This window comes from Mycobacterium sp. D16Q13, from assembly GCF_002013375.1.
GTDB lineage: Bacteria > Actinomycetota > Actinomycetes > Mycobacteriales > Mycobacteriaceae > Mycobacterium.
This window is the reverse complement of the sequence record NZ_MAEW01000005.1, coordinates 1-14,009: the sequence shown is the minus strand read 5'-3', so window position 1 is coordinate 14,009 and position 14,009 is coordinate 1. Positions and strand designations below refer to the sequence as shown.

12 protein-coding genes are annotated in these 14,009 nt (G+C 64.5%); 9 read left to right on the top strand and 3 right to left on the bottom strand.

All coding sequences use genetic code 11. From position 1 onward, the window contains the following. Positions 1-89 precede the first annotated feature (89 nt). A complete protein-coding gene (locus B4400_RS06600) occupies positions 90-536 on the top strand; it encodes a hypothetical protein (protein WP_078307007.1) in 447 nt (148 codons plus the stop codon). Positions 537-540: 4 nt separating this feature from the next. Here B4400_RS06600 and B4400_RS06595 read toward each other — a convergent pair whose 3' ends face one another. Continuing rightward, positions 541-2,259 carry an aldehyde dehydrogenase family protein gene (locus B4400_RS06595; RefSeq protein WP_078307009.1) on the bottom strand — a complete coding sequence of 573 codons (1,719 nt, stop codon included), beginning with the start codon at positions 2,257-2,259 and terminating at the stop codon, positions 541-543. 95 nt (positions 2,260-2,354) lie between these two features. Between B4400_RS06595 and B4400_RS06590 the strand changes: the two genes are divergently transcribed. Together B4400_RS06590 and B4400_RS06585 are read left to right on the top strand one after the other, a co-directional pair. Beyond that, positions 2,355-3,080 carry a TetR/AcrR family transcriptional regulator gene (locus tag B4400_RS06590; RefSeq protein WP_139361288.1) on the top strand — a complete coding sequence of 242 codons (726 nt, stop codon included), beginning with the start codon at positions 2,355-2,357 and terminating at the stop codon, positions 3,078-3,080. 49 nt (positions 3,081-3,129) lie between these two features. Beyond that, complete coding sequence (locus B4400_RS06585; RefSeq protein ID WP_078307013.1) at positions 3,130-3,942, top strand: SDR family NAD(P)-dependent oxidoreductase; 813 nt, start codon at positions 3,130-3,132, stop codon at positions 3,940-3,942. Here B4400_RS06585 and ilvD read toward each other — a convergent pair. Next, positions 3,939-5,642 carry a dihydroxy-acid dehydratase gene (gene ilvD, locus B4400_RS06580; RefSeq protein WP_078307015.1) on the bottom strand — a complete coding sequence of 568 codons (1,704 nt, stop codon included), beginning with the start codon at positions 5,640-5,642 and terminating at the stop codon, positions 3,939-3,941. The genes B4400_RS06585 and ilvD overlap by 4 nt on opposite strands. Before the next feature lie 109 nt (positions 5,643-5,751). Here ilvD and B4400_RS06575 point away from each other — a divergent pair, with 109 nt between their 5' ends. From B4400_RS06575 to ricR, 3 genes are all read left to right on the top strand, one after another. After that, a complete protein-coding gene (locus tag B4400_RS06575; RefSeq protein ID WP_078307017.1) occupies positions 5,752-7,134 on the top strand; it encodes a WS/DGAT/MGAT family O-acyltransferase in 1,383 nt (460 codons plus the stop codon). A gap of 74 nt (positions 7,135-7,208) precedes the next feature. Then, a complete protein-coding gene (locus B4400_RS06570; RefSeq protein ID WP_078307019.1) occupies positions 7,209-7,841 on the top strand; it encodes a DUF305 domain-containing protein in 633 nt (210 codons plus the stop codon). A 5-nt stretch (positions 7,842-7,846) separates the two neighbouring features. Continuing rightward, positions 7,847-8,149 carry a copper-sensing transcriptional repressor RicR gene (gene ricR / locus B4400_RS06565; RefSeq protein WP_078298256.1) on the top strand — a complete coding sequence of 101 codons (303 nt, stop codon included), beginning with the start codon at positions 7,847-7,849 and terminating at the stop codon, positions 8,147-8,149. Here ricR and B4400_RS06560 read toward each other — a convergent pair. Then, positions 8,146-8,748, bottom strand: coding sequence for an SACE_7040 family transcriptional regulator (locus tag B4400_RS06560; RefSeq protein WP_078307021.1), 603 nt, complete (start codon positions 8,746-8,748; stop codon positions 8,146-8,148). The two genes, ricR and B4400_RS06560, sit on opposite strands and share 4 nt — an antisense overlap. Positions 8,749-8,851: 103 nt before the next feature. On the opposite strand from B4400_RS06560, the gene B4400_RS06555 reads away from it, so the two are divergent. The 3 genes from B4400_RS06555 to B4400_RS06545 all read left to right on the top strand — a co-directional run bounded on the left by B4400_RS06555 (position 8,852) and on the right by B4400_RS06545 (position 13,609). Beyond that, positions 8,852-10,429, top strand: a complete 1,578-nt coding sequence (locus tag B4400_RS06555) for a carboxyl transferase domain-containing protein (protein ID WP_078307023.1) — start codon at positions 8,852-8,854, stop codon at positions 10,427-10,429. A gap of 64 nt (positions 10,430-10,493) precedes the next feature. Further along, positions 10,494-12,452 carry an acetyl/propionyl/methylcrotonyl-CoA carboxylase subunit alpha gene (locus tag B4400_RS06550; protein ID WP_502688384.1) on the top strand — a complete coding sequence of 653 codons (1,959 nt, stop codon included), beginning with the start codon at positions 10,494-10,496 and terminating at the stop codon, positions 12,450-12,452. Next, on the top strand, positions 12,449-13,609 hold the full coding sequence (locus B4400_RS06545) for an acyl-CoA dehydrogenase family protein (RefSeq protein WP_078307027.1): 1,161 nt from the start codon (positions 12,449-12,451) through the stop codon (positions 13,607-13,609). The genes B4400_RS06550 and B4400_RS06545 overlap by 4 nt, the downstream gene beginning before the upstream one ends. Positions 13,610-14,009 lie beyond the last annotated feature (400 nt).

Here is a 14,009-nt window from a genome sequence, read left to right as displayed (position 1 = left end):
TACGCCCGTTTCCTGGATTTTGAGTCGCCAGCACGAGCCTCGTGGTATTAACACCTAACCCGCTGTCGTCGCGGCCGAAGGAGTCGGTAATGGCGCTCGTCGACTATCGCGATGTGCCCGGGAAGATTGTCGTCGGGGTGAGTGTCCCGGCCATACTCGGCTTGGGTGCACTGATGGCCAGTCGCTGGGGCAATGCCGTCGCCTACGCAGGCGGCTCCCACCACATGGCCCTCGTGCACACGTGTTTCTCGATACTCGGCGTGATCGGTGGAGCCTCGCTGATCATCATGTTTGTCCGGGTGGTGTACGTGTACATGGCCGCGGATTCGGGCAGCGCGACATTCGATCCGTGGGATTTGATCTTGCTGGTGTGCGGTCTGGCCAGCCTCGTCGGTGGAGTCGCGTACTTCATCGACATCTTCACCTACATGCCGCCTCGCCCGCCCGTACCGTGGCGATTCCCCGTGCCCACGTCCCCGCGCATCAGTCCCACACGGATATTCACCCCGACGACCACCGTCAGGTGGCCGTCGTAAATTCTCAGCCGCGCAGTGCGGAGATAAAGATCTTCGGCACCTTCAGCAGGCTGGGCTTACTGGCGAAGTCGACCAGCAATTCGCCGGTGCCCGCTGCGGTGGCATTGCTCACGAACCACGGCGGCTTCGGGGACAGCGCCCACTCTCCATGGGCAAAAGACCTCGGGAACGGCCGGAACGGGCCGCGCACCACGGTGCGTTCCGGCTTCTCGACGAGGAAACCGTTATGCACGACGCCGATGCCGCTCTGTACGTCGTTCAGAAGGTGGCCGGGGAACGCGCCCCAGGTGGCCGAGGGGGTCAGGTAGCCCACGCCGGTCCAGGCGTTGACAGCCACGGTGCCGTATCGCAGGTTCTCGACCAGGGTGTCGAAATCCGATCCCAGCGCTTTGATGGTGTCGGGATGCGCGAGGACGTTCACGCCGAGGGTTCCGACGAACTCGTCATTGGCGACCCGGGCCGCCTCCTGAATGAAGAGGGCTCCATCCGGGTCATTGGCGACATCGAGTTCGATGACGCCGAGGACCGGCCCGAAGTACTCGGTACGCAGCAGTGCCGTGCGATCTTCGGGGTCGACGACGAGCACTCGCGCGCCGTTCTGGCCGAGGCGCTCGGCATCGGGGTAGGACTGTTGTGCGCCGGCCACGCGGTCGTCCGAACCGGGGTAGTAGGCGGGCCGGGGCGGTGCCTCGTCGACGGCTTTGCGCAGCGCGGCGAGGAACTCCTCGCGCTGCGGCCATGCCTTGGAGAGCACCACGACCTGCGACGCGATGCAGTTGTAGCCGTTGTTGTGCAACCGCTGGGTGGCGATGTGGTGGGTCTGGAACTCGATGTCGGATGAGCTCCACTTGCCGGGCACCACGATGGTCGGCGAAACGCCGCCGAGCTCGCTGGTGATGGCCTTGTCCAGGACCGGCTGGTTGGCGGCCTTGCGCTGTGCACCCTCGTCGCCGGTGCCGAACACGATCGCGTCGTGGGTGACCGAGCTGCCGGTCATGTGGACGTGGTCGACCAGTTGGTGGTGCACCAGGTAGGTACCGACATCGGCGCCACCGGTCAGAATCCGTACCGCGCCGATTGCGATGAAGGGCTGCAGCACCTGGGTGAACACCGGCAACAACGGGTCGGTGATGGGATTGAGCTTCAGTGCGACCACACGGTTGTTGGCGAACAGTTCATACAGGGTGTCCAGCGGCGCGATGGAGGTGATGTTGCCGGCACCGAGCACCGCGCCAACACCGTGGGTGTGGCTGGGATCGCGCTGTGCCAGGCCCGCGGTGCGCAAGGCCTCGGCCTGATCGACGCCGGGCTGCAGCCACAGTTCGGCACTGAATCCGGACAGCAGCAGGCTGTCAAAGATGTTGAGCGGCAACACCGAAACGGTCGTGCGTCCACCGGGGGTGACACCGAATTTGGCGTCTCGAAGCGGGCTGTGCCCGGCTTGGAGCTGCTCCAGACTGGCGATCAGGGCGGCGACGGCCCCCGCGACGGCGTACGGGCCCGAGATCCATTCCTCGCCGACCAGCGGTGATTCCGGGTCGAGTTTCTTGATCTGGAATGCCGCGGCGTGCACCCATTGCTGTGCGTTGTCGATCACGCGCTGGCGAGTATCCGCCAACAGTTGCAAACGATCTGCCAACGAGGTTTCGGCCCAAGCCTTTTCGCCTTCAGTCAAGTCCTGTAGTGCCTGGTCGACGGGGGATTCGATCTGTACGTCGGTCATGGAAGTCAGCTCGCGCTCTAGTCGAAGTCGGATAGTTCGGATAGTGATGTGTTCGGTGGGTCACATGGTACGTGACGTACCACCTCATTGCTAGAGTGAGCTTCGTGCAGCCCGACAGCCAAGAACTCCCCGCTGGCAGGTGGGATGGCCAGCGCGAACGGCGCCGGGCCGAGTTTGTCGAGGCCGCCCTGGCCGCCATTGCCGAGCACGGTCCGCAGACGTCCACGGAGCAGATCGCGGTCTATGTAGGGGTCACCCGGACAAAGCTCTATCGACATTTCGACGGTGCCGCGGACCTACAGCGCGCCGTGGCCCGGCGGGCCGGCGACATGATCATCGCTGAGCTTGCACCCGTATGGCAGCCGCTCGGCTCGATGGCACAGATCATCGAGGCGGGTATCGGTGCGTACGTCCGTTTTCTGGTCGGGCACCGCAATCTGTATCGGTATCTTGCGCGCTGCTCACTCTCCGAGGATTCAGACGCACCGGACGCCATTGCCGATATCAAAATGTCTGCGGGACTGCATCTTTCGCGGGTGTTTGCCGTCTATCTCGATGCGTTCGGGGTAGATACCGATGCCGAGCTACTCGCGATGGGCATTGTCGGCATGGCCGAGACCTCGGTGAGTTACTGGCTGGACCAGCCGGGGGAGACCTCGCAGGAGCGATTGATCGAAAGTCTGGTCCGGCGGATCTGGCTCATCGTGGAGGACAACCTGCGCGCGGGGGGTGTCTATCTCGACAGTCACGAGCCACTTCCGGAGCCCGGGGAAATCGCACGGAACGCGCAGCGCTATCGCGACGCCGCGCGCCTTCCCTAGCCGGAAGATTTACCTCGGCCGTGGGATGCCGGCGTCATAGGCTCAGCGGGTGCTCCCTTCACCGCGTGTCGACGCCGCCGTCCTGATCACTGGAGCCTCATCGGGGATCGGCGAAGAGCTGGCGCGCGAATTCTCCGGACGTGGCTACCCCGTGGTGTTGGTGGCCCGGCGTGCCGACCGGCTGCATGAGCTGGCCGCGATGCTGGGACCGTCCGCGCGGGTGCTACCCGTCGATCTGTCCAACGATCACGAACGCGCCCAATTGCCGTACCGCGTGGCAGAGCTGGGACTCGCCGTTGATGTGCTGGTGAACAACGCCGGGCTGAGCACGGCAGGGCCCGTCGCCGAATCCGACCCCGCCGCCGAGCTCAATCTCGTGACGGTGGACGTCAGCGCGGTGGTGGACCTCTGTTCACGTTTTGTGCCGCCGATGGTGGCACGCGGCAGGGGTGTGGTGCTCAACCTCGGCTCGGTCGGCGCCTTCGGCCCGCTGCCTGGGCAGGCCGCCTACGGGGCCGCGAAGGCATTCGTGGTGTCGTACACCCACGCGCTCAACGAGGAGTTGCGCGGCACCGGCGTCAGTGCCGCCACGCTGTGTCCGGGTCCGGTGAAGACGGGATTCGGCGCGGCGGTGGGAATCTCGGACGAGGACGCCGAAGCCGCGATGCCCAAGGTCATGTGGGTAGACGCGGCGACTGTCGCCAGGACCGCGGTCGACGGATTGTCAGCGGGCAAGACGGTGATCGTGCCCGGCCTGGCCAACCGGATCGGTGCGGCCGCCAACCATCTGCTTCCGCGCGGATTGCTCACGCGCATGGTCGCGCGAAGCCACCCGGCGCTCAAGAGAGGCCGGAAGGTCTAGCCGCAGACGGCTCCGACGGCCGCCGACTGCACCAGCTTGGTGTACTTGGCCAGCACCCCAGTCTTGTACCGCGGTGGCAGCGGCTCGAATCCCTCACGGCGCTTCTCGATTTCAGCCTCGTCGACAAGCAGGTCCAGCTTGCCGTTGGAGACATCGAGCCGGATGCGGTCTCCGTCTTTGACGAACGCGATCGGCCCGCCATCGACGGCCTCCGGCGCGATGTGCCCAACACACAGACCGGTGGTGCCGCCGGAGAAGCGACCGTCGGTCATCAGCAGCACGTCCTTGCCCAGGCCTGCGCCCTTGATGGCGCCGGTGATGGCCAGCATCTCGCGCATACCGGGGCCGCCCTTGGGGCCCTCGTAGCGGATGACGACGACATCGCCGTGGGTGATGGTGCCATCCTCGAGGGCATCAAGTGCGGCCCGCTCCCGCTCGAAAACCCGTGCGGTGCCTTCGAACACGTCCGACTCGAAGCCGGCCGACTTCACCACGGCACCCTCCGGCGCCAGTGAGCCGTGCAGGATGGTGATGCCACCCGTCGGATGGATGGGGTTGTTCATGGCGCGCAGCACCTTGCCGTCCGGATCCGGTGGCGCGATATGCGCGAGGTTCTCGGCCATGGTCTGGCCGGTGACCGTGAGGCAGTCGCCGTGCAGCAGCCCGGCATCCAACAGAGCCCGCATCACGACCGGAACCCCGCCGATTTCGTCAACGTCCTTCATCACATGGCGCCCAAAGGGTTTCACGTCGGCCAGGTGGGGCACCTTGTTGCCGATGCGGGTGAAGTCGGCAAGGGTCAGGTCCACCTCGGCCTCCTTGGCGATGGCAAGCAGGTGCAGTACCGCGTTGGTGGACCCGCCGAACGCCATCACCACGGCGATGGCGTTCTCGAAGGCCTCTTTGGTCAGGATGTCGCGCGCGGTGATTCCGCGGCGCAGCATCTCCACCACGGCCTCTCCGGACTTGCGTGCGTACTCTTCGCGCCGCTTATCGATCGCGACAGGAGAGGCGCTGCCCGGCAATGACATGCCGAGTGCCTCGGCGGCACTGGCCATGGTGTTGGCGGTGTACATGCCGCCGCACGCACCCTCACCCGGACAGATGGCACGCTCGATGATGTCGACATCCTCGCGCGACATCAGCCCGCGTGCGCAGGCGCCGACGGCCTCGAAGGCGTCGATAATGGTGACTTCCTTCTCGGTGCCGTCCGTCAGCTTGGCCTTGCCGGGCATGATCGACCCGTTGTAGAAGAACACCGAGGCCAGATCTAAACGTGCTGCGGCCATGAGCATTCCGGGGATCGATTTATCGCATCCGGCCAGCAGCACGGACCCGTCGAGCCGTTCCGCCTGCATCACGGTCTCGACGCTGTCGGCGATCACCTCGCGGGACACCAGCGAGAAGTGCATGCCTTCATGGCCCATCGAGATGCCGTCGGACACCGAGATGGTGCCGAATTCGAGGGGGTATCCGCCAGCGGCATGCACGCCCGCTTTGACCGACTGAGCCAGGCGCTGCAGGGACATGTTGCACGGGGTGATCTCGTTCCACGACGAACCGACACCGATCTGCGGCTTCACCCAGTCGTCGTCACCCATGCCTACCGCGCGCAGCATTCCACGGGCGGCGGTCTTCTCCAGACCATCGGTGACGTCGCGACTACGCGGCTTGATATCGGGTGCGTCGTGGGCTGACATGGGCCTAAGTATCCCCGGCGGCTACTTAGCCGGTCAAAGGGGATTCGCTCTTCGCACCAGCAGCTCATCGCCGCGGATTCCGCCTCCGGAAGCCGAGCAAAGTGGCAGCATGGCCGCCATGCCATTTATGCCGGTCAGCGACTCGATGTTCCTCATCGGCGAGACGCGTGAGCATCCCTTCCATGTCGGCGGCCTTCAGCTGTTCAAACCGCCTGCTGACGTGGGCCCGGACTATGCCGAGGTGTTCTACGAACAGCTGATGTCCACCACCGAGGTGTCGTCGGACTTCCGCAAACGACCTGGGCAACCGCTGGCCGTGATGGGCAACGTCACCTGGATCATCGATGACGAGGTCGACTGGGAGTACCACGTGCGCCGCTCGGCACTTCCCCGCCCGGCCCGGGTGCGTGAACTGTTGACCGTCACCTCCCGCTGGCATAGCTCCCCGCTGGACAGGCACCGTCCATTGTGGGAAATGCATGTGGTGGAAGGACTCTCGGATGGACGTTTGGCCGTCTACACCAAGATGCACCACGCGGTAATCGATGGTGTCGGCGCGCTGCGCATGATGATGCGCTCGCTCTCCGATGATCCCGATGCGCGCGATTGTCAGGCCGTGTGGGCCCCGGCCAAGCGGCGCGCCAAGAGCAGCATCGTGAGCACCACGAACACCTCGGCGCTGGATCTGGTGCGGGGGGCGGCCGGCGCGGTGCGACAGGTTGTGTCCATTCCGCCCGGTCTGCTCAAGTACGGACGCCACGCGCTGTCGGACCCGCAGCTTGTCCGGCCGCTGTCGGCACCGCACACGATGCTGAATGTCTCGATAGGAGGCGCGCGGCGATTCGCGGCGCAAACCTGGTCGATGACCAGGATCAAGGAGGCTGGCAAAGCGCTCGGCGGCACCGTCAACGACGTGGTGCTGGCCATGTGTTCGGGTGCGTTGCGTACATATCTGGAGGAACAGAACGCGCTTCCCGCCAAACCGCTCATTGCCATGTGTCCGGTGTCGATCCGGGCAGAGGGGGACCAGAACGCAGGGAACTCGATCACCGCGCTGCTGGCCAACCTGGCGACCGACAAGCCAGATCCGTTGGAGCGGTTCAGTGCGATCCGGGACTCGGTGCAGGCTGCCAAGTCCGTGCTCTCGGAGATGACGCCGCTGCAGCGGATGTTGGTCGGCGCGCTCAACGGGGCCCCCGTGATCAGCAGCGCGGTACCGGGGCTGGCCGATCGAGCCGCACCTGCGTTCAACGTGATCATTTCTAATGTGCCGGGTCCGCGTACCGACATGTTCTGGAACGGGTTCGAGATGGATGGCTGCTACCCGGTGTCCATTCCGATCGACGGCGTGGCGTTGAACATCACCTGCACCAGCAGCGGGTCATCGATGCATTTCGGGCTGACCGGATGCCGCACGAGTGTGCCGCATCTGCAGCGCATCCTCACTCACCTGGAGGAGGCATTGACGCAGCTGGAGGAGTCGGTCGCGTAGGGCGCTGTACCCGCAAGGGGTATGCCCGGCCAGAACCTTGTACCCTACGGGGGTATCTGGGCTACCATAGTGGCATGCGAAACCGAACTCGGACTGCGATCCTTGCCGGCGCTGCTGCTGCGGTGCTGATTCTGTCAGCGTGTAGCTCGGACAAAAAGGGAGATGAGACGAAGTCTGAGCATTCGGGACACTCCGGAATGTCGGGTATGACGACGACGCTCGATACCAACCCTGCGACCGCTCCGGCGTCCGATCACAACGATGCCGATGTGACGTTCGCTCAGCAGATGATCATGCATCACCAGCAGGCCGTCGAGATGTCCAAGTTGACAGAGGGGCGCACCGCCAACCCGGCGGTGTTGGAGCTGGCGAATAACATTGAGACCGCGCAGCAGCCCGAGATCGACACCTTCACCGAGTGGCTCAAGAACTGGGGGCAGCCCCTCATGCCCGAGGGACATGACCCCGCGGGGCATATGCCTGGCATGGTGGACACGCCGGTGTTGGACCGGATGAAGACCCTCAATGGCGAGGTCTTCGACCAGCTGTGGCTGCAGTCGATGATCGCTCACCACCAGGGCGCCGTCGCCATGTCGAATGCGGAACTCTCCGGGGGCCAGTACCCTTCGGCAAAGCAGTTGGCGCAACAGATCATCGATAATCAGCAGCCTGAGATCGACACGATGCAAGGCCTTCTCAAGGGATAATGGACATGAGCACCAAGACTTCGACCGGACACGGTTACTCGCTGAAAAAGGATGACTACGCCAAGCGACTCCTGCGCATCGAGGGGCAGGTACGCGGTATCGCCAAGATGATCGACGAGGACAAGTACTGCATCGACGTGCTGACTCAGATCAGCGCCGCGCAGAGCGCATTGCGGTCTGTTGCCCTCGGACTGCTCGACGAGCACCTCGGGCATTGCGTCTCCAACGCCGTTGCCGACGGCGGCGCCGATGCCGAAGAGAAGCTGGCAGAGGCCTCTGCGGCGATCGCCCGGCTGGTACGCAGCTAGGAACCCACCGCGGCGACCACCATCTGCCGCAACACCGCCCGTGTCTGCGCGGGCGCTGATCGACCGGCGCTGTAGGGCGTGGAGTTCATCAGACCAAAAGCGGCGTGTGCCTTGATCCGAGCGTCGGATTCGTCGAGCGCGGGATCGACCTGGCAGAGCACCTGTACCCAGGCTTCGACGTAACGGCGCTGATACTGGCGTACCTGGCGACGCGCACTTTCCGGTAGCGAGTCGAGGTCGCGATCCTGTACCCGGATGAGATCGCTCTCGCTGAGCGCGAAGTCGAGGTGGAAATCGATGAGACCCGATAGCGCCTGGGGGGGCGTTGCCGCCGCCTCCACGACAGCCGTCCCGCCTTCCAGAAGCCGACGGCTGATATCGGTGAGCAGGTCCACCAGAAGCGCTTCCTTGTTCGGGAAGTGCCGGTAGATCGCTGGGCCGCTGATCCCGACGGCCGAGCCGAGATCTTCCAGTCGCACCCGTGCGTATCCGCGCATGGCGAGCAGCCGGGCCGCGGCGGTCAGCAGCTGATCCCGCCGATCCGCCTTGGCGCGTTCGCGCTTGTTCGGAATTGCCGACTCGGGTATCAGGTTGGTCATCAAACCTTCTTGAGCGGTGCGGTCTAGACAAATCAGTTAATGAAGATTATCTTAAAACAAGTTAATCTTCATTAACTGAAATTTCAAGACTTCGGAGCTGGGTATGACTCTGGTGGGTGAGCAGAACAGGGCTGAGCACTCCCGGCTCGTCGCCGAGCTGAGGGAGCGGCTCGCACGTGCGGCGCTCGGCGGCACCGAACAGTCCCGGCAGCGGCATGTAGACCGGGGCAAGCTCCTGCCGCGCGACCGTGTCGAGGCGCTCCTCGATCCAGGCAGCCCGTTCCTGGAGCTATCTGCGCTGGCGGCCAACGGCATGTACGACGACGACGCTCCCGGGGCGAGCATGATCGCCGGTATTGGCCGTGTCTCTGGGCGTGAATGCGTTATTGCGGCTAATGACGCGACAGTCAAGGGCGGCACTTATTACCCGATGACGGTGAAGAAGCATTTACGCGCCCAGGAAGTCGCGCTGCAGAACCGGCTGCCCTGCATTTATTTGGTCGACTCCGGTGGCGCCTTCTTGCCGAAACAGGACGAGGTGTTCCCGGACCGCGAGCACTTCGGCCGGATCTTCTACAACCAGGCCACGATGAGCGCCCAGGGAATTCCGCAAATCGCCGCGGTGCTGGGCAGTTGCACCGCGGGCGGCGCGTATGTGCCGGCGATGAGTGATGAGGCCGTCATCGTGCGCAAGCAGGGCACGATCTTCCTGGGCGGTCCGCCGCTGGTGAAGGCTGCCACCGGCGAGGTGGTGACGGCCGAGGAACTCGGCGGCGGCGACCTGCATTCGCGTACCTCGGGGGTAACCGACCACCTGGCTTCCGATGACAAGGATGCTCTGCGGATCGTGCGCCGCATCGTGTCAACGCTGGCGCCCAGGGTGGAGCCGCCGTGGCCGGTTGTCGAAACGGTTGCCCCGGAACGGGACCCGAACACGCTGTATGACGTGGTGCCCACCGATCCGCGCATTCCGTACGACGTGCACGAAGTGATCGTCAGGTTGGTCGACGGCGGCACCTTCACCGAGTTCAAGGCGGAATACGGAAAGTCGGTGGTGACGGGAACCGCGCGGCTGCACGGGCACCCGGTCGGGATCATCGCGAACAACGGTGTTTTGTTCGCTGAAAGTGCGATGAAGGCAGCTCATTTCATCGAGCTTTGCGATCAGCGACGTATCCCGCTGGTGTTCTTGCAGAACATCTCCGGGTTCATGGTGGGCCGCGATTACGAGGCTGCCGGTATCGCCAAGCACGGGGCAAAGATGGTCACCGCGGTGGCGTGTGCGCGGGTGCCCAAGCTGACCGTGGTGATCGGGGGCTCCTACGGGGCGGGTAACTACTCGATGTGTGGGCGGGCGTACTCGCCGCGATTCCTCTGGATGTGGCCGAACGCCCGTATCTCGGTGATGGGTGGCGAACAGGCCGCCTCGGTACTTGCCACGGTGCGCGCTGATCAAGGCGCGGCATCGGGCAAGGAGTTCACCGAGGACGAGCAGGAAGCGTTCAAGGCGCCGATACGTGAACAGTATGAGCGGCAAGGCAATCCGTACTACTCGACGGCGCGCCTATGGGATGACGGGGTCATCGACCCCGTCGATACCCGAACGGTGCTCGGACTGGCGCTGGGAATTTGCGCCAACGCACCGCTTGAGCCGGTTTCCTACGGCGTCTTCAGGATGTGACGGTGATGTGGGGTTACCTCCCGCCTGTGGGGGCCGCTTGCGCGAAGAACAGAAGGTGCAGTCAGTGATTCGTTCAGTCCTCATCGCCAACCGCGGCGAGATCGCGGTCCGCATCGCATCGACACTGCGAGCCATGGGAATTCGCTCCATCGCGATCTATACCGATGCGGACACCGACCACCTCGCTGCCTGCGATGCCGCGGTGTGCCTCGGCGCGGATGCCGCAGGCTATCTCGACATCGATGCGATCATCAGCGCTGCCAAACAGACCGGCGCCGACGCCATTCACCCTGGGTACGGATTCGTCTCGGAAAACGCCGGTTTCGTCCGCGCATGTCAGTCGGCGGGCATCGTCTTCATCGGACCGCCCGCCGAAGCCATGGATGCGATGGGCGACAAGATCAGGGCCAAGGACACGGTCGCCGCGGCCGGCGAGCCAGTCGTGCCGGGCAGCGTGGGCGCACTCTCGGATGCAGAGCTGGTCGCCACGGCGGAGAAGATCGGGACCCCGCTGATCATCAAGCCGTCCGCGGGTGGCGGTGGCAAGGGCATGCGGGTGGTGCAGGACCTGAGCCAGGTGCCCGATGCGCTGGTCGCGTCCCGGCGCGAGGCCACAGCGATCTTCGGCGACGACACCTTGCTGGTCGAGCGCTACCTCGCCCGCCCCAGGCATATCGAGATTCAGATCTTCGGTGACGCCCACGGCAATGTGGTGCACCTGGGCGAGCGCGAATGCAGTCTGCAACGCCGGCACCAGAAGGTGATCGAAGAGGCGCCGTCACCGCTGCTGACGCCGGAACTGCGGGCCGCGATGGGGCAGACCGCATGCCAGATCGCGCGCAGTGTCGGATATTTCGGTGCCGGGACAGTCGAGTTCATCCTGGACAGCGATAGTCCCGAGTCCTACTACTTCATGGAGATGAACACCCGGCTTCAGGTAGAACATCCGGTCACCGAGATGGTGACCGGTGTCGACCTGGTGCAGTGGCAGATCCTGGTCGCTGACGGACAACGGCTCCCGTTGACACAAGAGCAGATCGCGTTGACCGGCCATGCCATCGAGGCGCGGGTATATGCCGAAGACCCGGCCCGTGAGTTCCTGCCGACCGGTGGAACGGTTGCACTGGCAAGGTTTTCGGGCAGCGCACGTACGGACACAGCATTGACGACGGGATCGGTGGTGGGCTCGCGGTTCGACCCGATGCTGGCCAAGGTCATCGTGCATGCGGCCGACCGAGAGACCGCGCTAGCCGAAGCCGATCTGGCTCTGGCCGAGACTCGGATACTCGGGGTGGGCACCAACATCGACTTCTTGCGCGCGCTGGTGACGAACCCTGTTGTGCTCTCGGGAGATATCGATACGGCGCTGCTCGACAAGATCGCGTCCGATTACCGCCCACCCGCCGTACCGACCTGGGTGTGGTTGGCCGCGTCGGCCTTGTTGGACGGCGAATCCGGCATCGGAACATTGTGGAACAGCAAGTCCGGGTGGCGTATCGGTGAACATGCACCGCGCTCGTATCGGCTGCGGATAGGGGAGTCGGCCGAACTGGTTCGGCTCTGGGGCGACCCGGTGGCCGAAGTCGGCATCGGAGACGGCGAGCCGGCACCGGCCAGAGCTCATTGCACGACAGGACAGGTGAGCGTCCAGTTCGCCGGCCAGCTGTACCGCGCGGATGCCGCAGGGACCGGTGCCGCGGCGTGGATCGCCACCCAGGACGGGACCTGGCACGCCGATATCGCACCCGAACCACGGCTGCGGCACCACGACGGCGAGGACGAGGACGGCGAGATCCGTAGCTCTATGCCCGGAGTCGTCCGGGTGGTGTCGATGAGCACGGGCACCGTCGTCGAACGCGATGCCCCGGTTGTCGTAGTCGAGGCCATGAAGATGGAACACACCTTGCGCGCACCGATAGCCGGAACGGTCGCCGTTTCGGTGGCCGTCGGCGACCAGGTGGCTGTCGACCAACTCCTGGCCACCATCCACCCGACTGTCGACCCCGAGGAGGGAAGAGCATGACATTCAGCACCGCGGAGCTGCCGGACGAGTACGAATCGCTGCGCAAAACCGTTGAGGAATTCGCTAATTCGGTGGTGGCACCGGTTGCAGCACACCACGATGCCACCAAGACCTTCCCGTATGCGGTGGTGGCGCAGATGGGTGACATGGGGCTGTTCGGTCTGCCGTTCCCGGAGGAGTACGGCGGCATGGGCGGTGACTACTTCGCACTATGCCTGACGCTGGAGGAACTGGCCCGGGTAGACCAGAGCGTGGCCATCACCCTTGAGGCGGCCGTGTCGTTGGGCGCCATGCCGATTTACCGATTTGGCAGCGAAGAGCAGAAGCAGCGCTGGCTCCCCGAACTGTCCTCCGGACAATCGTTGGCGGCCTTCGGTTTGACCGAACCCGGAGGTGGTACCGATATCCCCGGATCGATTCGTACCCGGGCCGTCGAGGACAACGGCAGCTGGATTATCAACGGCTCCAAGGCATTCATCACCAACTCCGGGACGGATATCACTGCGGTGGTGGGCGTAGCAGCCGTGACCGGACGTTCGGCGGACGGATCGCCGGAGATCTCCGTCATTCACGTACCGGCGGGCACACCGGGATTCACCGTCGAACCTGGATACGACAAGGTGGGCTGGAATGCCTCGGACACGCATCCCCTGAGCTTCGACGACGTGCGGGTGCCCTACGACAACCTGTTGGGTGAACGTGGCCGTGGGTATGCGGGATTTCTGCGCATTCTCGATGAGGGGCGAATCGCGATCGCGGCGTTGGCGACCGGTGCCGCGCAGGGGTGCGTCGACGAAAGCCTGCGCTACGCGCGCAGCCGCCCGGCCTTCGGCAGCGCGATCATCGACTATCAGTCGGTCTCGTTCAAGATCGCCCGGATGCAGGCCCGCACGCATACCGCGCGTCTGGCCTACTACCACGCTGCCGCGTTGCTGCTGGCGGGCAAGCCGTTCAAGACAGAGGCCTCGATCGCCAAGCTGATCGCCAGTGAAGCGGCCATGGACAACGCCCGGGATGCCACCCAGATCTTCGGGGGAGCGGGGTTCATGAACGAGACTCCGGTCGCCCGCCAGTACCGCGACAGCAAGATCCTGGAGATCGGCGAGGGGACGAGCGAGGTGCAGCTGATGCTCATCGCCCGGGCTCTGAGCCGGTAAACTGTCGGGAGCACTTAGCTGGGCGGGTGACCTGGGCATCGCCATCAGCCACCCAGCGTGCTGTGTCACGTCAGGTACCCCCACGGGGTTATGAATGTGACCTTTTCTAATCAACGGCGATAAGGCCTGCTCAAGAGGTGTTTTCTTGGGCGGGTGAAACATCGTGTTGCCTGGTGGCGACGAACCCTATGACACACTGGATGTGTCGTGTCTACAGGAGTGAGCATGCTTGTCTTAACTCGTTGGTTCCGGCGCGCCCTTGTCAGCGGTGTCTGTGTCGCAGGACTGCTGGGTGCCGGGGTGGTTCCTGCCCTCGCAGAACCGGGCGATCCCGGCGATCCGGGCATCGAGGCACCGGCGCCCCCGCCGCCGCCCGGTGAGCTTCCGCCACCCCCGCCGC